Origin of the sequence: Aquamicrobium lusatiense (genome assembly GCF_014201615.1) — a bacterium.
Lineage (GTDB): Bacteria > Pseudomonadota > Alphaproteobacteria > Rhizobiales > Rhizobiaceae > Mesorhizobium > Mesorhizobium lusatiense.
In genome coordinates this window covers 101,046-122,537 of record NZ_JACHEU010000005.1, presented here as the reverse complement: position 1 = coordinate 122,537, position 21,492 = coordinate 101,046, and the positions used below count along the sequence as shown (strand labels likewise).

The window sequence follows — 21,492 nt, the reverse complement described above, 5'->3', positions numbered from 1 at the left end:
GCATATCCGGCATTTCGTTGATGCGGAATCTTCCATGACCACAGAAGCCAATATCCGTCCGACCGTCACCGCTGTCATTACCAGTTGTCGACGGTTCGATCTTCTTGAAAAGACGCTTCAGAGTTTTCTCGAGCACAACGACTATCCGCTTGAGGAACTAATAATCATCGAAGATTCGAATGATCGCGGCATCTATGAGGTGCAGCCCTTACTGGACGGGGTTCCCAATAGCATCATTTTCAATGATGGTAATATCGGGCAGATCGCGTCCATCGACAAAGCCTATGCGGACATCACATCGGATTACATCTTCCACATGGAAGATGACTGGCTGTTCACGCGCAGAGGTTTTATCGCCCGGGCCGTTGAGATACTCGAACAGGAGCCGCAGGCGATCATGGTGACGGTGCGCGACGATGCCGACATGCCTCGCTATGTCCGCAGCCTGAAGACAAGAAAAACCGCCACGGCAAATTATAAGCTTGCCTTTCCGGCTTTGCATTTTCTTTGGCATACTTTCACGTTCAATCCCGGCTTGCATCGTACCAGCGATTACCGGGCGATAAATGGCGGATACAGGGCGCTTGGAGACGAGGCATCCATCAGCCGACACCACAAGGCCAACAATCGCGACATGGCATGGCTGATCGGCGGCGGCGTGCGCCATACAGGGGACGAGCGCTCCAACTACGGGAGTGGGTGGGGCTACAGGAAGTCTGTATCAGGCACTGGCATACATCGTCTGTTCAGGCGGCAGAATCTGCATAAATGGCGAGAATCTCTCAAGAGGAGATTCTGGCACACGCTTCGTCTGATGGGGATCGATACGGAGCCGTTGCAACGAAGGAAAAAACGCTGATCATGCAGTCCCTCAAAACCTATGTGGTCAATCTTGACGGCAGCGCCGATCGTCTCGAGGCCATATCCACAAGACTTGATGCTTTTGATGTCGATTTCGAGCGTGTTCCGGCGTTCGATGGGCGCAAACTTGATCTGTCCACACTCGATGAATATGACGCTGCCCGTGCCCGGCGTTACATGGGGCGTGATCTTGTCGGCGGGGAAATTGGTTGCTACCGTAGTCATCTTGCCGTCGCTTCACGCTTCCTGAATTCGAATGCGCGCTACGCTCTGGTGCTGGAAGACGATGCTTTTCCATTGTGCAATCCGGTAAAGCTACTCACACAGGTGCTTCCCGACCTGGATTCGCTTGATCCTGACTGGATTCTTATCAATATCGGTAACAACAAGCAGAAAATTACCACTTCTGTAAAAACCTACCGAGTGGACGGGCATGAGTGCGACCTTGTCGCAGCCCATTACTTTCCCATGACCACCAGCGCTATCGTATGGTCAAGAAAAGGGGCGGCCAGTTTCGTCGATGGTCATGGAAAGATTTTCGCGCCTGTCGACAATTTCTTCCGCCACTGGCTGACCCGGGAAGGGCATGGATACTCATTTTGGCCTGCGCCCGTCACGACGACCGATGCAGCCAGTCAAATTCTTGCCGCATCCGGCCAGGCGCGAAAAAAGAACCAGCGAAAATGGTATTACGGATTTTCCAAACAGAAGAGGTTGCTTGAGGACAAGATTATCGCAATGAAAAAGCGCAAAAAATTTCGTTACCAGATCGCGAAATTACCTATTTCGGAATAGGTTCAATTTTAAAGTTTTTCTGGTATTTATTTTTCGTTAGAATGACCCGGTATCTATCCAATCCTCACCGGCACCTCGTCCTTCACCTTGCGGATGGTGAGTGCCGTACGCACCGTGTCCACGTTGGGTGACGAGGTCAGATCTTCAATCACGAAGGTCTGGAAAGTACCGATGTCGCTGGTCACGCAGTGGAGCAGAAAGTCGGATTCGCCTGATACCATCCACGCCTCGCGCACGATCGGCCAGTTGCGGGTGCGCTCGGCAAAAGCCTTGAGTTCTGTTTCGGCCTGATGCTTCAGGCCCACGAGGCAGAAAGCTACCACCTCCATCCCAAGCGAGGGGGCGTCGAGCAGGGCGCGGTAGCCGCGAATAATGCCGCTTTCTTCCAGGCGTCTTACACGGCGGAGACAGGGAGGAGCGGAGATGCCTACCCGTTGCGAGAGTTCGACATTGGTCATGCGACCATCTTGCTGCAATTCGCGCAGGATTTTCCAGTCGATGGCGTCGAGGTCGGCCTTCAGGGTCATGCGAGCATCTCTGCGCAAGAATCTATCGTCATCTGGTAATTAAACAACTTTTTATGATGCGCCAGCGGTTTGTCGTTACCCTGCGAATTCCGTTAGTTTCTGGCGAAGCTTTCCGGGGACACTTTGTCGTTTGCCTTGCTGGCTTGGCTGCAAGCACTTACATTGGCGGCATATTTCGATTTGCGTATCTGTCGGGCCGTTTTGACGGTCCATCATCTGCAAGGCAACGCCATGACCGTCAAGCATGCTCCCGTTCTCATCATCGGCTCCGGTCCGGCTGGCTATACGGCTGCCATCTATGCGGCGCGCGCAATGCTGAAACCCATGCTCGTCGCCGGCCTGCAGCAGGGCGGCCAGCTCACCATTACGACGGAGGTGGAGAATTACCCGGGTTTTGCCGAGCCGGTGCAAGGTCCGTGGCTGATGGAGCAGATGCTGAAGCAGGCCGAGCATGTCGGGGCGGAAATCGTCAATGACATCATCATCGAGGTGGATCTCGATGCGCGCCCCTTCGTGGCGAAAGGCGATTCAGGCACCGTTTATACAGCCGACGCCCTGGTTATCGCGACGGGCGCTCAGGCAAAGTGGCTGGGAATCCCGTCGGAGCAGGCCTTTATGGGCTTCGGCGTATCCGCATGTGCCACCTGTGACGGGTTCTTCTATCGTGGCAAGGATGTCGCCGTCGTTGGAGGCGGCAATTCGGCCGTCGAGGAAGCTCTCTATCTTTCCAACCTTGCCCGCACCGTCACCGTCATTCATCGCCGCAATGATTTCCGCGCGGAACGTATTCTGCGCGAGCGGCTTCTTGCCAAGGACAACATCAAGGTGATCTGGGACACGGTTGTTGACGAGATCACGGGCCGTCCCGGGCAGGCGCCACTTCCACCTTCCGTAGATGGACTGAAGCTGCGCAATGTCGTGACTGGCGAAGAAAGCCGGTTGCCTGTCGATGGCGTGTTTGTGGCCATAGGCCACGCGCCGGCCGTGGAACTGTTCGCCGGCAAGCTGAAGCAGAAGCCGAACGGCTATTTGTGGACAGAGCCGGATTCGACCCGCACCAACATTCCAGGTGTGTTTGCTGCCGGTGATGTCACCGACGACATCTACCGCCAGGCCGTAACGGCAGCCGGAATGGGCTGCATGGCTGCGCTGGAAGCGGAAAAGTATCTGGCAGGCATCGAAGCGCACAGGGACGCGGCGGAATAGCCGTAAAAAATCCCAACTCTTCCTTCAGACGCCGACATACACGAGGGGAATCATGGCGTTGGATTGGGACAAGCTCAGGGTATTTCATGCAGCCGCGCAGGCAGGGTCGTTTACCCATGCCGCCGAGACGTTGCATCTGTCGCAATCCGCCATTTCGCGGCAGGTGAGCGCGCTGGAGCATGATGTCGGCGTGCCGTTGTTTCACCGCCATGCGCGGGGGCTTGTGCTGACCGAGCAGGGTGAGATGCTGTTCCGCACGGCGCACGACGTGCTGATGAAGCTGGAATCCATCCGCTCGCGTCTGCTCGAAACAAAGGATCACCCGACCGGTGTTCTGCGGGTGACGACAACCGTTGGTCTGGGCACCGGCTGGCTTACCGACCGGACCAAAGAATTTCTGGAGCTTTATCCGGAAATCAACCTGCAACTCGTCTTTACCAATGAGGAACTCGACCTGACCATGCGACAGGCCGATTGCGCAGTGCGCCTTCGGCAGCCTCAACAGCCGGACCTCATTCAGCGGCGCCTGTTCACCGTGCACCTGCATGTGTTCGCATCGCAGGAATATCTCGACCGCCATGGTGTGCCGAAATCCGCTGCCGACCTCGACCGTCATCGGATCATCACATTCGGAGAACCGGTGCCGAGTTATCTGGCGGGGCTGAACACTCTTGAGACCGTCGGGCGGCCGGACGGTGAGAAACGACCAAGCGTCCTTCAGATCAACGATCTGATGTCGATCCGCAAGGCCGTGAAGCGAGGGGTCGGTATTGCCATGCTGCCGGATTACATGTCCGGCAAGGATTCAGGGCTCGTTTCCATCCTCGAGGAGCTTGAGGGCCCGTCCTTCGATACATTCTTCGTGTATCCCGAGGCGATGAAGAACCAGGCTAAGCTCAAGGCGTTTCGTGACTTCATGTTCTCAAAGGCCCGTAACTGGTCCTATTGATTCATTTCTGAAGTCCGGCTGATTGTTCCACCCCAACACGGCGCGTCTGGCGGTTGCTGTCAGCAAGCCTGTCTTCGGGTTCTGCCTGCATAAACAGCAATGCCCTCTTTGAAAGCGTATCGGGATCCGGAAGCTCCCTCGTTTTTGGGGCACACCTGCTTGCGAAGCGGGCAGGCAGATGCTCATAGCTGCCGCTGTCTTGGTCTTATTGCATCGCTGCGGGCATTGGACCACAGGTCGCGTGTTTTTGCATGTGTGCGTTGCAAAATAGTTGCTTGTTCATTGTGCAGTCATGGCTCATATATAAGCCATCTCCTGAGCGCGTTCTCCTCCCATTAGCGCTCACGAGTGTTCCCCTCTGGAGGTTTAGCCTTATAGGCACTTCCAACAAACTCAGCCGGATCTTATGATCCGGCTTTTTTGTTTTAGCCAACCTGATCGCTCGTATGCTTATGTTCGCATGAGTAGGTTGTTGCCATCCTTTGTCTGTATATTTTGCTCCGCTTTCCCGACATGTTGCTCCTCGGGGAGGTGGTCTGCTGCTGCTTTTTGCAGGCATTGAAGTGCGTTACCCAGGTTCTGCGGGCGCGTAACGGTCATGTAACCCCTGTAACGTGACGGGACCGGCGGAACTTCTGTAGTCATATCCTGAGGGCGCGGCCGGCTTTCAGGGGATGGGGGCATCTTCCGGAAAGCCGGGTCTCAGGCGACGGCCGCGTCCGTCTTATTCTTGCTGGCAGATGCCGGCATCCTCCCTGCGGCGGACCTGCCGTTTCCTCCCCCCGGAGACGGTCCGCAAAAAACGGCGACAGGTTCTCCCTGTCGCCGTTTGTTTAAGCATAGCTTATTTCAGCCTGTCATGCCGCCTTGCCGGCTGCGTTCATGACCACATCTGCCAGGCGACCTGTCAGCTCCGCCATGTGACTGAAACTCGCAATATAGTTGCCGACGCCAGACGTTGCCGAACGCAACTCGATGATGAGATCTCCCATTTCGGCTTGCGGCATGGTTGCTCTCACCACATCCCAACCCGGCCATCCGCTGCGGGCGTCGTAACCCAGGATCTGGCCCCGCCGCTGGGGAATGATGGCGATGATGCGTGCAGTTGCCTCGGATGGTGTAAAGATTTCCACCTCCATGATCGGCTCCAGCAGAACGGGGGAGCATGCGGCCATTCCCTCCTTCATGGCCAGTCGTGCCGCCATCTGGAATGCCATGTCGGAAGAATCGACAGTATGATACGAGCCGTCGCTGAGATTGACCGCTATGTCGACAACCGGAAAGCCCAGCGGGCCACATTTCAGATAGTCGCGAACGCCAGTTTCCACCGAGGGAATATATTGTTTCGGAACCACGCCCCCGCTGATGGTGTCGGTGAATTCGAAGCCGCTTCCGCGCGGGAGCGGTCTGATCTCGATGACGACATCCCCGAACTGCCCATGGCCACCCGATTGCTTCTTGTGACGACCGCGCTGTTGCGTTCCCTTGCGGATGGTCTCCCGATAAGGAACTGCCGGAGCGTGGCCTTCGACGGCAATCTGGTTGCGACCCTCCAGGCGCTCGCGCACCACACGAAGATGCATCTCGCCGTGACCTGAAAGCACCGTTTCTGCGGAATCCTGATTGTGAGCGAGGCTAAGGGAGGGATCCTCTTCTGCCAGTCGCTGTACGGCTGCAGACAATTTCACATCATCCTTGCGTTCTTTCGGCCGCAACGCGAAGGCGTAAACCGGTTTTGGCGGAACCAGTTCGATCAGGAATTCCCGTCCGCCCTTTGCGGAAGTGAGGGGCGCCCCGGTGCGGACGCTCTCGAGCTTGCCAAGCGCAACAGTGTCGCCGGTTGCAGCATCTGCGATTTTCGTCTGGTCCTTTCCAAACATCCGGTAGAGGCCGGACACTTTGGCAGCTTCGCCATTCGGCAGAAAAAGCTCGGCGCCGTCTGACAACTGACCTGCCAATACTCGCGAGACGGAAAGCTTTCCGCCGTGCGATGTGTGGATCGTTTTCATGACCTGCACGAGCGTGACGCTTTCGTCATCTGCCACGCCCAACCGGCGTCGCGTTGGCTCGACGTCCGGCGCATCGTGGCGGATTGCCTTCAGCAACCGCAGAACCCCGTTACCCTTTTCTGCGGTGCCGATAAGCACGGGCGTCACCCGCCCTTCGCGCAAATCGGCGACAAGATCGTCGAATACGGCATCGCGAGGTGGCTCGATCTCTTCCAGCAACTGCTCCATGAGGGCGTCGTCATGATCGGCCAGCGTTTCCAGCATGGAGAAGCGCGCCTCGATCTCGCGTGCCTTATCGTCGCCGGGAATATCGGCAACTTCGCTCGCCGCGTATTCACGGTAGATGTAAGCGCGCTCCAGCGCCAGATCGATCGAGCCGATGACGACCCCATCCTTGCGCAACGGGATCTGGCGCAGAAGCAAGGGCACTGAACTTGCCGGCTGCAGGGTTTTGAGAGCTTCGCGCACTCCCGCGGTGGCTTTGTCCACTTTGTTGAGGAACAGGATGCGGGGTATGCCGAGTTCATCCAGCCTGCGCATGATGAGTTGCAGGGCCGGGATTTTCTTTTCGTCAGGCTCGGCAACTACCACTGCCAGATCACAGGCAGCCAGAACGGGCTCGGCCTCGAAGGCGAATTCGATCGAGCCGGGGCAATCGACGAAGGTGAGAGTGTCGCCCATGAATTCGACTGTTGCGAAGGTCGCTTCCACGCTCATCGCGTGTTCACGAGCTTCGGGGGAGTGGTCGGAAACCGTGTTTCCTGAGGCGATTGGATTTTGGCGGGCAATTGCGCCCGTGCGGGCAAGAATGGCTTCGAAAAGCGTCGACTTGCCGCTTGAAAAGGGACCGACGATGGCGATGCACTTCGGTCCCGTGCGTCTTCCTCCGGCGCGATTACCCATGACTGACCTCCGCTCAGGCATTTTTGACGGGAGCGGCGGCCGGCCTGAAGACCGTCGCGCGGAGGCATTATCGACGTCTATCGTGGAGAGATGCCTGCCGTTGGGGCATGGTCACATGGCTTGGCGAATGGGGCAAGGTGGCATGAGACAGCTTCATGGAACTGCAAAAGAAAAGCCCGGCCTGAAGCCGGGCTTTTCTTGAGTCTTCTGAATCGCTTGTGACGGTCAGCTCAGGCTTGCCGTAAAGCGCTGAATGCGCGTGCAGGCTTCTTCAAGAAGCGTGTCCGACGTGGCGTAGGAGATGCGGAAGTTCGGCCCAAGGCCGAAGGCCGTGCCAAACACAACTGCCACGCCTTCCGCTTCCAGCAGTTCGGAAGCGAAAATTTCGTCGTTCTCGATCACCTTTCCGTCTTTCGTCTTCCTGCCGATCAGGTCGGCACAGGAGGGATAGACGTAGAACGCGCCTTCCGGCGAAGGGCAGGAAATGCCGCGCGCCTGATTGAGCATCGAGACCACGAGGTCGCGACGAGCCTGGAAGATCGCCTTGTTCGTGCCGATGAAGTCCTGAGGTCCGTTCAGCGCCTCGACCGACGCCCATTGAGCGATGGTGCAGGCACCTGAGGTCTGCTGACCCTGGATCATGTCCATGGCCTTGATGAGCTGCAGCGGGCCAGCGGCATAGCCGATGCGCCAGCCGGTCATGGCATAGGCCTTGGACACGCCGTTCATGGTCAGCGTGCGCTCGTACAGGTTGGGCTCCACCTCGGCAATGGTCCTGAACACGAAGTCACCGTAGGTGAGGTGCTCATACATGTCGTCGGTGAGCACCCACACTTGCGGATGCTTCAGGAGAATATCTGCGAGAGCCCTGAGTTCGGCTTCCGTGTAGGCGGCGCCCGAGGGATTGGACGGCGAGTTCATCACCAGCCACTTGGTCCTGGGCGTGATCGCCTTCTCAAGTGCCTCGGCGGTCAGCTTGAAACCGTTGTCGATCGAGGTTTCCGCGAAAGCGGGCGTACCGCCGCACAGCGCCACCATCTCCGGATAGCTGACCCAGTAGGGGCGGGGGATGATGACTTCGTCGCCGGGGTTCAGCGTCGCCATGAAGGCGTTGAACAGGATCTGCTTTCCGCCTGTACCGACGATGGTCTGCTCGGGCTTGTAGTCGAGATTGTTCTCGCGCCGGAACTTGGCGGCAATGGCTTCGCGCAGCGGCGCGATGCCGGACACCGGAGGGTACTTGGTCTCACCACGGCGAATGGCCTCGATCGCGGCATTCTTGATGTTGTCGGGCGTGTCGAAGTCCGGCTCGCCGGCGCCCAGTCCGATGACGTCCCGGCCCGCGTTTTTCAGCTCGCGCGCTTTCTGCGTTACCGCGATGGTCGCGGAAGGCTTCACGCGGGAAAGGGCGTCGGCAAGAAAGGCCATTGGAACGTCTCCGATATATGGCTTGAACGGGGAAATTTCTGCACGTCTCTAATGTCGCATTGCGTTACTCAGCGCAAGTATCCTTCGTTTGCCGAGTTGATGGGTGGTGTGTTTCGCCGGAACGGCCAAAGGGGCGATTAAGTGGCTCTTAAGCGTTTGCTGACAATCTGATGGAATGCCGAAAAAGTGAGCGGAAGACTGCAAAAGTGGGGCGCAGAACCGGGCTGGACCACATAGAGCGCGAGGAAAACGGAACCGCTGTCGGACAGTGGGGTATGTTCACGCTCAGAAGCGCCTTCCAGCCCATCTTTGGATTCCACCAGGGGAAGTTGCGCATCGAGGCTTTCGAGGCTCTCATCAGACCGTTCCGGGACGGCGAGCCGGAAACCCCCTCAGCCTTCTTCGCGACCTGCAATGCCGACGACAGATTGCAGGTGGAAGGATTGACCCGGACGCTGCACTTTCTCAATGCAGCAAAATGCCTGCCCGACGATGCCACGCTTTTCATCAATATCGATCCTTCGGTGTTTACCGCGCAGGACATAGGCGATGGCACGCTGCGCGACATAAAGCTGGTTCTGAACAGCGTCGGCATCGAACCTGCACGCGTGGTCTGCGAGGTCACGGAAAATCCCACCGGCTCGCAGCAGGCCTTTCACAGCTTTGTGTCGGGCCTGCGTGCCAACGGCTTCCGTATTGCAGTCGATGACTACGGTGCCGATGAGTCCGACATAAAGCGCATCAGGGAACTGATGCCCGATATCGTCAAGTTCGATGCGGTGTGGATCAACCGGCTGATGGAGTCCGATGCAGGCTTCGTCCTGCTTTCAAACATGGTCAAATCCTTCGAGGATCAGGGAATAAGAACCGTTTTCGAGGGGATAGAGGAGGACTGGCAGATCGATCTGGCCGAAAAATCCCGAGCTTCCATGGTGCAGGGCTTTGTGCTGGCGCGCCCGCAGATAGCCTGCCCGGAATTGAAGACCATGGGCATGGCGTCAGATCCTGCATCTGAACAGGGCTCGCCGGAAAAGCCGGCAGGCTCAAGGCCCGCTCATTCTCCCAGGACCTTTGGACGGCGGGTGGTGAAATGACCTCCATGGACAGGCGGCGGAGGCAGGTTGCCGATGCCATTTTTGCAGACGAAATCGGCCTCGAATATGCGATCCATGAGGACTTTCGTCTGCGCAGCACCTACCAGCCCATTTTCGAGCCGCGCGGCAGGTTGTTGCGCATGGTGGCGGTCGAGGCCGCCGTTGAAGCGCACCGGCGTGGCTGCGCCGTTTCTCCGGCTGAATTCCTCGATACGGTCGCCCCTTGCGAACGGCAGTATGTGGATGCCCTGTGCCGGATGCTGCATCTGCGCAACTACCGGCATGTGGGCGTTGAAGGGGTGAAGCTGTTCTTCAACTTCGACTTTGCCGCAAACGACCTTGACGGCCGCATGGTGGCAGAGCTGCGCCAGATGGCGGGAAGGCTCGATGAGCTCGGGCTGCATCCCGCCCGGCTGATGTGCGAGATCGTGGTGTCGTGCAGCGACGACAGCGAGACGCTTGACGTTCTGGTGCAGGAAATGCGGGCAGGCGGGCTTGGGGTGGCGCTTGCCAGTTTTGGAACCGGCAACGACACGGAGCGGCTGCTGAATCTGGTCCGTCCGGATCTGGTGCGTGTCGATGGCGCTCTCTTCGCGCTGCTGTGCTCCTATCCCGCAGCAGGCCGCTTGTTCGGCCGGCTCGTTTCCGTGGTGCAGGACAGCGGGGTTAAGGTGCTTGTCGAGGGCATTGCCACGCCCCGGCAATTGCAGGTTGCTCTGGAAGCTGGTTGCGATCTTCTGCAAGGTTCGTTGCTGGCCAGACCCCTTTCGGCCGGGGCATTCTTCGATGACGGGCCCCTGGCGATCCAGCATTTCCTGCCGTCGGCCCGCGAGGCGTCCGAGCAGGCATTTTGATCTTCCCAGCAAATTAACTCATTGGAAGCGGTAACGTGGCTGCGCAATATGCGGGGCCACGGAGATTTTTCGATGACTGTGCTTTATGGAATGACCGACAGCGGCAACTGCTACAAGCCGCGTCTGCTGCTGGCGAAGCTGGGCCGGCCCTTCACCCATGTCGAAGTGAGTTCCCGCGACGGGTCCACACGTACGCCCGAATTCCTCACGCGCAATCCGAATGCCATGGTTCCGGTGCTTTTGCTGGAAGACGGCCGGCCGCTTGCCGAATCGAATGCCATGCTGCTGCACCTCGCCGAGGGCACGCGCTTTCTCCCCCATGACAGCTATGAGCGGGCGTTGGCCTATCAATGGCTGTTCTTCGAGCAGTACAGCCACGAACCCTATATCGCTGTTCGCAGGGCGTTGCTGACTTATCCCGAGCGTGCGGCAGCCGCCACGCCGGAACGGCTGGCGTTGACGCTGGAGCGCGGCAACAAGGCGCTGGGCGTCATGGAGGCGCATCTCGCAGGACATGATTTCTTTGCAGGCAATGCGCTGAGCGTGGCGGACATTGCGCTCTATGCCTACACCCACACGGCGGACGAGGGCGGCTTCACCCTGAACGATTATCCGCAGGTGTCGGCGTGGCTGCGACGGGTCGAGCAGGATCCGGGACATGTGCCGCTTGCCTGGGTGCCGGACGCCTGATCCGGAGCCTGCCTTGGTCAGCGGGACGATGTGCTCGCGAACAGGGTGACCGGCATGCCCTTGTAGGGGTTGGTGTGCATGGCCAGTATCCAGAGGCACACGCAGACCACGACGCTGAAGATCGCCAGAGCGTTTCTGCCGGCCTTCGGAACTTCGGCGTGAACCATGGCGATGGTGATCATCGCCATGACGGTCAGGCAGAGCACGAGATACCATTTGGTCAGGTCAACGGCAGTCTGGCCAATGGCGAGGCGCTCGTTGCGGGCATCCTGCAACTCGTCGAAATCATTCACGGCCTTGCTGACGAGAGGGGAGGCAATGCCTCTTTTGACCATGTCCACGATGCCGATGCGTATCTCCTGAAGGGCGTCGTCGACCAACGGATTGGGGACGCGGTTCAGCGTCTCCTGCCATTCCGTGGTGCGGGCCAGATCGGCATAGTTGCGAACGGCTTCATTCATGGCGGGCAGGTTCAGCGCCGATTCATCCGACACGCCGATCAGACGCATGACGGCGGATCGCTCGGCTGTTGCGGCGCTGTCGGCGCGGGCATCGAGCGACCACACGTCGGAGGCGGCGAAGCCCATGGAGAGCGCCCAGGCCGTGGAGACGACGCCCATGAAGGCCGGCGTGGGAACCTGACCCGGCATGCCCTTGAAGAGCCGCGAGGCGATATTGAGAAATGAAAGGCCTATGGCCAGTGCGCCGATGCAGAAGCCTGCAATGACAAGGAAAAGAACCGGCGAGGACTGGGCGAGCAAAGTGTGCATCGCTCAATTCCAGCACGACACCCTTAAAATGGGGTCAATGCGCTGTGCTTATCACCCGAAACCAGAAAGGCGGGCAAAGCCCGCCTTTCCGGATCGGTAGCCTGACGGGAAGCTTTCTGTCCGGGCCGGCAGACAATCCGCTGCTCGGCTGGTCGGGTCTTCAAGCTTCGGCGCGCTTCCAGCGCGACCGCCAGTACATCCGTGGCTTGTCGCGCAGTCCGGGTCTTTTCAGACCCGGCGCGCGCTCACGCTGGGTCAGGCTGCTTCGAGCGATCCAGCGGACGACTTGCCGGTGCGGCGGTCCTGCTCGATTTCGAAGCTTACCTTCTGGCCGTCAGCAAGCGAGGTGAGACCTGCGCGCTGCACGGCAGAGATATGGACGAAAATGTCCGGGCCGCCGTTGTCGGGCTGGATGAAGCCGTAGCCCTTGGTGGCGTTGAACCACTTGACGGTTCCAGTTGCCATATGCGTATTCCTTCAACTTCTGCTTTGTCTAAGACCGGAAATACATCCGGCCGGTGGTATCGAGATTTTGGAGATAGACGGCAGCAAGCTCTTAGGAACGCGCGGCCCGGATCGATCGGCCGAAATATCAACGGCACCAATATAAGCTGTGCTTGTTATGCTTTCAAGAGGCTGCAATAAGCCTAATTTACGGAACAATGCAGGCCGCAACAGCGTTTCAGATACCTTGCATTGCGGAGGATGCCATGCGGATTTCCAGATTGATCGGACTGGCCATCGTGGGGGCCGGCTGCCTCGTCGCGGCAGGGCAGGCCCATGCCATATCCCGCTATGATCCGACGCGCATGAGTTGCGGTGCGATCCAGGACAGGGTGGCGCGCGAGGGCGCGGTGATCCTGCGCTACACCTCGAAGCGCAATCCCAACCTGCCGATCTATGATCGCTATGTGCTCAACAACCGGTTTTGCCCGGCTGGGCAGGTGCGCGAGAGGGCCGATGTGCCGAGCGCCGATGCTTCTTCGTGTCCGGTCTACAAATGCGTGCAGCCTGAATTCGAGCGCCGGGACCGCTTCTGGCGATTCGGGCACTGACATTTCAGAAGCCATAATGCCTGCTGGTCAGAAGCCGAAGGATTGCTGAGCTGACGGCGGCGGCCCGATCTGCACGCCCTCCAGCTCCAGCATCTTCTGCTTGGTTGCCGAGCCGCCCGGCGCCGAAAAGCCGCCGATCCGCCCGCCAGCTGCGACGATGCGGTGGCAAGGCACCACCAGCGGCACCGGATTTGCGCCGAGGGCGACACCGGTTTCGCGGGCCATGCCTTCATGCCCCGCGCGGCGGGCAAGCTCGCCATAGGTGACGGCTTCACCGAAACGCAGGCGCCGCGCGGCCGCGTAGATGTCGAGGCGGAAGGCCTCCATTCCGGCGAGATCGACCTCGACATCGGAAAAGTCGATCATGTTTCCCTCGAAATAGGCTTCGATGCGGGCGACCAGTTCCGCGGCCTGCGCGCGTGGCGAATCAACGGCCGCGCCGTGGCCTGATAATCGTCGTTCCACAGCCGTTCTGCTTTTCTCCGGCAGGCACAGGCGCGTGATGCCGGCATTCCCCCATGCAAAGCCGGCAAAGCCCATCTTTGTCTGGAAAACGGTATGCCCGGCGGTCTTCATGGCGCTGGTGTCTTCGTTCGGAATGTTACGCACTGACATATTATCTCATCTGTCCGGCTCGCCCACCACCCGAAAACCGCGCCGGTGCAGGTTGCTCCGCCGAATCGGCTGGTGTAATGACCGCTTAACCGAACAACGGACTTTGAACGTCTCTTGCCAGCGAAGCTCAAAATCGTCGCCCTTGGCATGGTGCTGGCCGCAACCGGTCTTTCCGGCTGCACCACCACCTCGCAGACCAGCCAGAGCTTTGCCGAGACGACCGAAGCCGATGGCGGCGATGCCGGTTTCGCGCTGGCGCTGCCGGACATGGTCGCCATTCTTCCCGAGAGCGCTTTTGCCGGGACGACGGTGAATGCCGATGTCGCTTCGCTTCAGCCGCAATTGCCTGCCCCGATGCAGCCGGGCGAGACGCCTGTCGCTGCGCTGGCGCTCGCTGCCCAGCCTGCCGCTTCCCCGATCCAGCTTGCTTCCGCAGCCGCGCTGCCGCGCGCGGAGCCTGCCGTGCTGACCACCGCCGAAGATCCGGCGCCGGCTTCGCGCGGCCATGTCGACGGGCTGATCGCCAAATATGCCAATGTCTACGGCCTGCCCGAACCGTTCGTGCGCCGCGTGGTGAACCGCGAAAGCACGTTCAACCCGAGCGCCTACAACAACGGCCATTGGGGCCTGATGCAGATCAAGCACGCGACGGCGCGGGGCATGGGCTATGAAGGGCCGGCCAAGGGCCTTCTCGATGCCGAAACCAACCTGAAATATGCCGTGAAATATCTGCGCGGCGCCTGGCTGGTTGCCGATGGCGACGAGAAGCGGGCCGACCGGCTCTATCAGACCGGATATTACTACCACGCCAAGGAGCGCGGCATGCTGGGCATCACCGGGCTCGGCAAGGACCGCAAGCGCCGCCGCGAACCGGCTGCCGCAACGCCGGCGGTTCTGGTCGAGACGCCGCAGCAGGTCGACCTGCCGATCGCGCTGAACTGATCTTTTCATCGTTTTTTCTTCCTGCGCATGATGCGCTGCATACGCCGCGTGATTTTGGCCGCGCAATGCTGGCCGCGCTGGGGCACCGCCACGCCCGGAAAACCGTCTGGCCATTGATCGCATCAGGATGACGGGCGGCCGTCAGGTCGCTCGTAAGATGTTTTTGGGTGCGGCCTTGCGACCGCCCGTCCGGCGTCCTACCGGGCCCGGCTGGCTACAGCCCTTCTGGCCGCGCATTCCTTGCGAAACACGCGTGCAATGGACCGACCCGTTCCCGTTTCCGGGGTGGTCTGAGCCGGACTGCCGCGTTACCAAGCAGCCCCGCCTGCGGCGAACCATCGGTCCCTTCGCCAGGCACTCCCCGTCGGCGGCCCGCCCTCACGTTCAGGGTTCGCCACCGCGCCGTCCCATCCCAGGCCTGCCATCGTCATGACCGGCTTTCCCGCAGGAAGGGCAAGGGACATGATAGGCGAGGCGCAGAGAGTGGGGATAAAATAAGCGGTGCGGGCCAGGAGAGCGCCGCGCCCGCTTCAAATCATCACGATCGTTCGGACGGGTTACCGCGCCTTCATCCAAAGGCAGGAAGCGGTGCGAGAGGTCGATCGAGCATCGCACAAATCGTAAGCCGGATATCGTTTTTCGCCCCTGCCATAGTCATGAAGGCAAGGAATTTCCAGTATTTAGCGTTCAACATCCGTGAACAAAGCGGACACAAACCGAGCCTTTCAGCGAGCGGAAAGGAGACCTATCTCCCTGATATCAAGGCAGGCAAGAAGCTGCCTCGAGACAAATCGAAACCCGATCCAAGGAGTTTATCATGATCAGGATTATCGCTTCCGCAGCCGCTCTCGCACTGGTGTCCGGCTCTGCTTTCGCCGCCTCGATCAGCGGGCAGGTGGCCTCCTATGACGCGCAGGCACGCACCATCCATTTCGAGAATGGCGAGACCGCGTCGATCCCTGTTCATGTTGCCGTACCGGCCGATCTGGCCGCTGGCTCGCATGCCACGGTCCAGATCAATGACAATACGGGCCTGATTGGCGCCGTGTTCTCCAGCACCCTGCTCGGCAGCTAAGCATCAGCGACCGTTAAAAAAGGCCCCGCAACGAGCGGGGCCTTTTTTTATTGGCGCTGCGGGCTCTGCCTGATGTGGCCCTGACAGATTGCTGCCGCTGATCATGGACCAGAGAGAGATTGCATTACCCGGTTTCAGGCCCCGGAGCTGGAAAGCTTCATCAGAACCAGACCCGAAACGATCAGCGCTGCGGCTGCGACGCGCATCGGGGTGATCGCCTCGCCAAGCACGACGATGCCGACGACGAAAGCGCCGACCGCGCCGATGCCGGTCCACACCGTGTAGGCGGTTCCGAGCGGCAGCGACCTCATCGATACCGACAGGAGCGCGAAGCTTGCGATCATGGCAATGATGGTGATGACGCTCGGTGTCAGCAGGCTGAAGCCTTCCGACTTCTTCATGTAAAACGCCCACACGATTTCAAGCAGACCGGCGACCGCCAGATAAATCCAGGCCATGGAACGGCCCTCCTTTGATTGCCGGGCCGTCCCGGTTTTCGATGGTTTTGAAGAGAGGCCGTCCTCACTCGCGATAATTGGTACGATTGTGGCCTCCGGTCAATGACCGGGATGCAACGCATCGTTCAGATACATGCAGGTGAGCATGGTGAAGATATAAGCCTGTATGACCGACATCAGCAGTTCCAGCCCTGTCAGGCCAACGGTCATGGCAAGCGGCAGCACGGCTCCGGCAATGCCGAGCGCGCCCTGCTCGCCCAGCGAAACCACAAAGCCCGCAAAGACCTTCAGCGTGATGTGCCCGGCCAGCATGACCGCGAACAGGCGCACCGAATGGCTGACGGGGCGGGAGATGTAGGATACCACCTCGATCGGCACGAGGATGGGCGCCAGCACCAGCGGAACGCCGGGCGGCATGAACAGGCGCAGGAAGCCGAGACCGTTGCGGATCAGCCCGTAGACGGTGACGGTGAGGAAAACCAGCATGGCCAGTGCAAACGTGACGATGATGTGGCTGGTGACCGTGAAGGCATAGGGGAACATGCCGATCAGATTGGCGACGAGCACGAACATGAAGAGGGAAAAGACCAGCGGAAAGAAGCGCATGCCTTCTTCGCCGGCATTGTCGCGCAGGGTTTTGCCGATGAACTCAAACAGCAGCTCGGCGCAGGATTGAAGCCGGCCCGGCACGATGGCGCGGCGGCGCGTGGCCAGCAGCAGAAAGCCCGCACCGAGCGCCACGGTGAGCACCATATAGGCCGACGCATTGGTGAAGCTGAGGTCTAGCCCGCCGATTTCGAGCGGGACAATCCGCGAAATTTCAAACTGTTCGATTGGTCCGGCCATGGCGCGGCCCTCCTTCGAGTGGCCGGGCCGTCCCGGTATTCTTCAACTGAGGCGAGGGTCGTCCCCCGCGAGGCTCCCCTAGCCAACGCCACGGCTTTCGTCAATGGAAGGGCGTTGGCCGGGGTTTGAGCGGGGGCCTGAGCCGGGGGCAGGCGGGGCGGATGCCGCAGAGGATCGGCACCCGACAGGCGTGGCCGCCTGGCCGATATGCGGGCCGCTACTGGTTGATTTCGGGTTCGACCAGTCGCGCCAGCTTGTGCAGCGAGTCCTGCCAGCCCAGATAGCAGGCGTCCGGCGGGATGACGTCGGGTACGCCCTGCTGCTCGATATGGATTTCGGTGCCCATGGAAACGGCCTTCAGGGTGACGGTGACGCGCATTTCGCCCGGCAGGTTCGGATCGTCGAAGGTGTCGGTGTAGACGAGGCGCTCGCCGGGCACGAGTTCGACATAGGTGCCGCCGAAGGAATGGCTCTGGCCGGTCGTGAAGTTGCGGAACGACATTCTGTGCCGGCCGCCGACCTTCGCATCCATTTCATGCACGGTGCAGAGAAATCCGTAGGGCGGGAGCCAGCTTGCAATGGCATCAGCCTCGGTGAAGGCGCGGTAGACCTTTTCGGGGCCGGTTGCGAGCACGCGGTGAAGTCGGATTGTAGCGGGCATGTGACAGTCTCCTCCTGATGTGGCGTTACGGTTGGTGGTCCGTGGCCCCCGGCCCGAAAAGCAGACGCAGATAGCGAATGAGGTGGTCGATGCTGTCGGCGGCGATTTCAGCGCCGCCTCTGGCCTTGGCGAGAATGAAGGCCCCCTGAAGGACGGCCTGCGTGTGCAGCGCCAGCGAAGCAGCACTCCACTCCGCAGAAAGGCCGCGCACCTGGATGGCCGCTTCGATGTCGGCTTCAAGGGTTGCCGCGTGGGCGCTGATGCTGGCGTTGCAGGCCTCGCGGATGGCGGGCGCGGTCTCGTAGCTCTCCTGCACCATGGTGCCGACAAGACAGGTGAATTCCGGCACGCCGCCCCGCAGCAGCGCCTTGCGGAACTCCAGATAGCCGATGATGCGCGCGAACGGATCGGGATGCGCGTGATAGGGGGCGGCCGCGAACAGGGCGCCGGTGAGCTGCGACCAGTGGTTCGCAGCCGCGACGCCAAGCTCTTCCTTGCTTTTGAAATGGTGGAAGAAGGCCCCCTTGGTGACGCCGGCCGTCGCGCACAACTCATCGACGCTGGTGGCCGTATAGCCTTTGGCGCGGATCACCGACAAAGCGGCATCCAGCAGCTTCAGCCTGGCATCTGGTCTGGTGGCGGGTTTCGGCATCGGGTTTGACCTTTTACGAAAACCATACCGACTGGTTGGTATGTTGTCAACGAAAGGGCGGGCGGAAGGCGGAGATGCTGGTGGGGTTCGTTGAGAGCGGGGAGGCCGGGGCGGGATGGCCGGGGTCGGATAGCTGACGAGTTGGTAGGTAACAGGACCCCCCGGCGTGGCGCGCGTTGAGCTTGCTTGGGAAGGTGGGGAGAATGGCGCGAACACTTTTGGGGGAAGGGGGTGTGGCGGGCCGGATGGACCGGAGGCTAGAGAGCGGAAAGGGGTGGGGAGAGGTGGGCGGGGGATGGGGGGTGGCGGGAGGACGAGAAGGCGCGGATGAGAAGGAGTTGGGGCGGGTGGGATGGATGGGGGTTGTAGCGTTGGAAAGGGGGGAGACAAATGTGTGGGAGGGGGGCAGAGGGGCGGGAGGACGAGAAGGGGGCAAAGGAGGCAATGACGCTGCCCCTGCGGCAATCCCGAACTGGTGTTCGCGATCCTCGATGCCACTCCGTCCGGAAGGGTCTGGGCATCAATGAAGGCAGGGGAAAGGTCACAGCAGATGACGGTCTGTGGCCTTGGGTCAGTTCCTGCCAATGTCGTTCCGGCTCTCAGCCGGCATGGGCAGTTGTTCAGGTTCAGGGTGGGGCGGAAGGGATCCTTGTATACTGAAGGCTGCGTACCCTCGGGGGAACGGGCCCTCTTCCACCTCCCCGGCTGCCACAAATCACACAGACAGAGAGGGTCTGTGGCGGGCCGGATGGATTGGGGGAGCAGGAAGCTTGGAAGCGGGGCGCGGGGAGATGGAGGGCTGATGTCAGGCTTCTGTGGGATGGTCCTGCCGGTTGCTGTCGCGCCATGTTGCGGGGCTCAGGGAGGTGACGCGGCGGAATTCGCGGTTGAAGTTGGACTTGGTCTGGAAGCCCGATTCCAGCATGGCGGCGGTGACGGAGACGTCGGTCTGGCGCAGCAGCCGGCAGGCTTCGGCGATGCGATAATCGTTGATGTACTGGGAGACGTTCCTGCCGGCGAGGCGGTTGATGGCACCGGAAATCTGTCGGGCGGGAACGCCGGCGCGGCGCGCCAGCCGCGACAGCGTCAGGTTTTCGTCGAGAAAAAGTTTCTGGCCGGCGAGCAGGGTCTCGACACGACTGAGGATCTCCCGGTCCTGCTCGGGAGAGGTGGTCTGTACGGCTTCGTGTGCGGGCTCCGGGAAGGCTTTGGCGCCCGCGGCGACAAGGGTGGTCGCACCGATCATCAGGAGCCCGAGCAGGCTGCCATTGCCGGCGATCAGGGCGGCATGATCGCCGCGCGTCCATTCGAAATCCAGCCAGATCACCAGATCGAACAGCGCGGAGATGCAAAGCGCGGCAGCCGCGATGACAAGTGCGCGATGGGCCGCGACGGCTTTGTCGAAGCGGGCCTCGTCGAGGGCGTCCGGACCGCGTTTTCCAAGCTGGAGCAGGGCGACGGCATAGCCGAGGAACAGCGCCACCAGCGCGATGTCGATGGACTGGGGCGCTGCGACGAGAAGCAGGGCTATCACCACTGGCGGCAGCCAGTGGAGCCATGAACTCCCGCCCTGATCCGCTTCGCTGCGCGCGATCAGGCAGCGGAAGCTCGCCAGCGTGAGCGGCGGCACACAGGCGGCCAGAACCGGCAGCACATAGCGCAGAGCGGTCAGGTCATAGCCCCAGCGCAGCCCGACCAGAAAGGTCTGCAAGGCACACAGGGCAATGAGGGCCAGAAACGGCCAGTTGACCTTGGCCTGATCGGTGGTGCGCAGCAATGCCGCCAAAAGGATCAGCAGCAGCAAGGCGACGACGAAAGGCAGAGGGACGAAGATCATCGGTGCTTCATGAGGTTGGATGGCGGACGCAGATAATGGCCCGGATCGCGATCGGGTACGACCTCAATCGCGATCGAGGAGGCATCAAACGCACGGTTCCCGCACTGTCGTCCTGTCCTTCCAACACAGGAAACCGTGATGTTCAATTTCCAAACGCTCTGCGCCGCCGCATTTGCCGCCGCGATGGCCACGCCCTCTTTCGCAGCGGAGGTCGGCGTGCGCCAGATCTCGCTGACTGCTGCCCCGACCGATTACGGACGCGACCTGCATGTGACTGTCTGGTATCCGGCCAAGGATGCTGGCGAGCCGGTCATGATCGGCGCCAACAGGGTATTCGCAGGAGCCCCGGCCGTACCCGACGCGGCACCGGCACAGGGCCGGTTTCCGCTGGTGGTTCTGTCGCACGGCTCGGGCAGCCGCGTTCAGGGCATGAGCTGGCTGGCGACGGAACTCGCCAAAGCGGGCTTCGTCGTGGCCGGTCCGAACCATCCCGGCACGACCAGCGGCTATTCGACACCGGGCGACACCCCGAAACTGTGGCAACGGGCGGCGGACCTGTCCGCCGTGATCGACAGGCTGACCGGCGAGGGGGGGGCGGGCGACGGGCAATGGCATGGCCTTGTCGATGCCGACAGGATCGGCGTGGTCGGCTTTTCGCTTGGCGGGGCGGCGGCGATGCTGAGCGCCGGCGCGCGCGCCGATCTGGAGGCTTATGCGCGCTATTGCGACACGTATGACAGGTGGGACTGCGCCTGGTATGCGGGCGGGATCGGCTATGTGAACGAAGTGCAGGTCAAGGTCGGCAAGGTGGACCTGCGCGCCGTCGACAAGACGCTGTTCGAGCAGTCGAACCTCGATCGCCGTGTCAAATCTGCCGTGCTTGTCGATCCGGGGCTGGCGCAGGCCTATGACGCGCAGAGCCTGAAGGACATTTCCATTCCGATGAGCTTCATCAATCTGGGAAGCGCCGGCACCGTTCCGCCCGGCGTGATCGCCGACAAGCTGGCAGCGCTGACGCCGAACGGGACCTATGCCGCCGTCGCGGACTCCGTGCACTACAGCTTCCTGCCGGAATGCCGGGAAGGGGCCGCCGAGATTCTGAAATCGTCCGGGGAGGACGAACCGATCTGCGAGGATGGTGGCGCTCGGTCCCGCGCCGATATCCATGCCGAACTGGTGCGGCTGATACGCGACGATCTGGAACGTACGCTTGCACGCTGACCGGGAAGTGCCCTGATGAATGTCTGCCTGCGGAGCGCTGGCGA

22 protein-coding genes are annotated in these 21,492 nt (G+C 60.6%); 11 read left to right on the top strand and 11 right to left on the bottom strand.

The genetic code is table 11. The features are described from left to right. The first annotated feature begins 34 nt into the window (after window positions 1–34). Window positions 35–859, top strand: a complete 825-nt coding sequence (locus tag HNR59_RS18725; RefSeq protein ID WP_183832568.1) for a glycosyltransferase family 2 protein — start codon at window positions 35–37, stop codon at window positions 857–859. 2 nt (window positions 860–861) lie between these two features. After that, window positions 862–1,656 carry a glycosyltransferase family 25 protein gene (locus HNR59_RS18720; protein WP_183832567.1) on the top strand — a complete coding sequence of 265 codons (795 nt, stop codon included), beginning with the start codon at window positions 862–864 and terminating at the stop codon, window positions 1,654–1,656. Window positions 1,657–1,709: 53 nt separating this feature from the next. Here the strand turns inward: HNR59_RS18720 and HNR59_RS18715 are convergent, their stop codons facing one another. Further along, on the bottom strand, window positions 1,710–2,183 hold the full coding sequence (locus HNR59_RS18715) for an Lrp/AsnC family transcriptional regulator (protein ID WP_183832566.1): 474 nt from the start codon (window positions 2,181–2,183) through the stop codon (window positions 1,710–1,712). Between the two features lie 231 nt (window positions 2,184–2,414). Between HNR59_RS18715 and trxB the strand changes: the two genes are divergently transcribed. After that, window positions 2,415–3,389 (top strand): thioredoxin-disulfide reductase, encoded by a 975-nt coding sequence (gene trxB / locus HNR59_RS18710; RefSeq protein WP_183832565.1) that lies wholly within the window; start codon window positions 2,415–2,417, stop codon window positions 3,387–3,389. Between the two features lie 52 nt (window positions 3,390–3,441). Further along, a complete protein-coding gene (locus tag HNR59_RS18705; protein ID WP_183832564.1) occupies window positions 3,442–4,338 on the top strand; it encodes a LysR family transcriptional regulator in 897 nt (298 codons plus the stop codon). 857 nt (window positions 4,339–5,195) lie between these two features. Here the strand turns inward: HNR59_RS18705 and HNR59_RS18700 are convergent. Together HNR59_RS18700 and HNR59_RS18695 are read right to left on the bottom strand one after the other, a co-directional pair. Continuing rightward, entirely contained in the window at window positions 5,196–7,250 is a 2,055-nt protein-coding gene (locus HNR59_RS18700; protein WP_183832563.1) for an elongation factor G, read from the bottom strand. Window positions 7,251–7,475: 225 nt separating this feature from the next. Beyond that, window positions 7,476–8,678 (bottom strand): pyridoxal phosphate-dependent aminotransferase, encoded by a 1,203-nt coding sequence (locus tag HNR59_RS18695; RefSeq protein ID WP_183832562.1) that lies wholly within the window; start codon window positions 8,676–8,678, stop codon window positions 7,476–7,478. Window positions 8,679–8,884: 206 nt separating this feature from the next. On the opposite strand from HNR59_RS18695, the gene HNR59_RS18690 reads away from it, so the two are divergent. From HNR59_RS18690 to HNR59_RS18680, 3 genes are all read left to right on the top strand, one after another. Further along, a complete protein-coding gene (locus tag HNR59_RS18690) occupies window positions 8,885–9,772 on the top strand; it encodes an EAL domain-containing protein (RefSeq protein WP_183832561.1) in 888 nt (295 codons plus the stop codon). Next, complete coding sequence (locus HNR59_RS18685) at window positions 9,769–10,626, top strand: EAL domain-containing protein (protein ID WP_183832560.1); 858 nt, start codon at window positions 9,769–9,771, stop codon at window positions 10,624–10,626. The genes HNR59_RS18690 and HNR59_RS18685 overlap by 4 nt, the downstream gene beginning before the upstream one ends. 72 nt (window positions 10,627–10,698) lie before the next feature. Next, the gene (locus HNR59_RS18680) at window positions 10,699–11,316 is read left to right on the top strand and encodes a glutathione S-transferase family protein (protein ID WP_183832559.1); all 618 of its coding nucleotides are present in this window, start codon (window positions 10,699–10,701) and stop codon (window positions 11,314–11,316) included. A 17-nt stretch (window positions 11,317–11,333) separates the two neighbouring features. Here the strand turns inward: HNR59_RS18680 and HNR59_RS18675 are convergent, their stop codons facing one another. Then, the gene (locus tag HNR59_RS18675) at window positions 11,334–12,086 is read right to left on the bottom strand and encodes a bestrophin-like domain (protein ID WP_183832558.1); all 753 of its coding nucleotides are present in this window, start codon (window positions 12,084–12,086) and stop codon (window positions 11,334–11,336) included. A 255-nt stretch (window positions 12,087–12,341) separates the two neighbouring features. Next, window positions 12,342–12,551, bottom strand: a complete 210-nt coding sequence (locus HNR59_RS18670) for a cold-shock protein (RefSeq protein WP_183832557.1) — start codon at window positions 12,549–12,551, stop codon at window positions 12,342–12,344. Window positions 12,552–12,796: 245 nt separating this feature from the next. On the opposite strand from HNR59_RS18670, the gene HNR59_RS18665 reads away from it, so the two are divergent. Beyond that, window positions 12,797–13,141: a hypothetical protein gene (locus HNR59_RS18665; RefSeq protein ID WP_183832556.1), complete on the top strand. Its 345-nt coding sequence runs from the start codon at window positions 12,797–12,799 to the stop codon at window positions 13,139–13,141. A 27-nt stretch (window positions 13,142–13,168) separates the two neighbouring features. Here HNR59_RS18665 and HNR59_RS18660 read toward each other — a convergent pair whose 3' ends face one another. Next, window positions 13,169–13,756, bottom strand: coding sequence for a methylated-DNA--[protein]-cysteine S-methyltransferase (locus tag HNR59_RS18660; RefSeq protein ID WP_246374852.1), 588 nt, complete (start codon window positions 13,754–13,756; stop codon window positions 13,169–13,171). A 114-nt stretch (window positions 13,757–13,870) separates the two neighbouring features. On the opposite strand from HNR59_RS18660, the gene HNR59_RS18655 reads away from it, so the two are divergent. Further along, on the top strand, window positions 13,871–14,698 hold the full coding sequence (locus HNR59_RS18655; RefSeq protein WP_246374851.1) for a lytic transglycosylase domain-containing protein: 828 nt from the start codon (window positions 13,871–13,873) through the stop codon (window positions 14,696–14,698). Window positions 14,699–15,515: 817 nt separating this feature from the next. Next, on the top strand, window positions 15,516–15,773 hold the full coding sequence (locus HNR59_RS18650; protein ID WP_183832555.1) for a hypothetical protein: 258 nt from the start codon (window positions 15,516–15,518) through the stop codon (window positions 15,771–15,773). Between the two features lie 134 nt (window positions 15,774–15,907). On the opposite strand, the gene HNR59_RS18645 is transcribed toward HNR59_RS18650, so the two are convergent. The 5 genes from HNR59_RS18645 to HNR59_RS18625 form a co-directional block, all read right to left on the bottom strand. After that, window positions 15,908–16,231, bottom strand: coding sequence for a DMT family transporter (locus HNR59_RS18645; RefSeq protein ID WP_183832554.1), 324 nt, complete (start codon window positions 16,229–16,231; stop codon window positions 15,908–15,910). A gap of 99 nt (window positions 16,232–16,330) precedes the next feature. After that, window positions 16,331–17,077, bottom strand: a complete 747-nt coding sequence (locus HNR59_RS18640; RefSeq protein WP_183832553.1) for a F0F1 ATP synthase subunit A — start codon at window positions 17,075–17,077, stop codon at window positions 16,331–16,333. A 217-nt stretch (window positions 17,078–17,294) separates the two neighbouring features. Further along, window positions 17,295–17,738, bottom strand: a complete 444-nt coding sequence (locus tag HNR59_RS18635; protein WP_183832552.1) for an SRPBCC family protein — start codon at window positions 17,736–17,738, stop codon at window positions 17,295–17,297. Window positions 17,739–17,763: 25 nt separating this feature from the next. Next, window positions 17,764–18,390: a TetR/AcrR family transcriptional regulator gene (locus HNR59_RS18630; RefSeq protein ID WP_183832551.1), complete on the bottom strand. Its 627-nt coding sequence runs from the start codon at window positions 18,388–18,390 to the stop codon at window positions 17,764–17,766. Window positions 18,391–19,195: 805 nt separating this feature from the next. Next, complete coding sequence (locus HNR59_RS18625) at window positions 19,196–20,227, bottom strand: helix-turn-helix domain-containing protein (RefSeq protein WP_183832550.1); 1,032 nt, start codon at window positions 20,225–20,227, stop codon at window positions 19,196–19,198. Window positions 20,228–20,365: 138 nt separating this feature from the next. Here HNR59_RS18625 and HNR59_RS18620 point away from each other — a divergent pair, with 138 nt between their 5' ends. After that, complete coding sequence (locus HNR59_RS18620) at window positions 20,366–21,448, top strand: alpha/beta hydrolase family protein (RefSeq protein WP_183832549.1); 1,083 nt, start codon at window positions 20,366–20,368, stop codon at window positions 21,446–21,448. Window positions 21,449–21,492 lie beyond the last annotated feature (44 nt).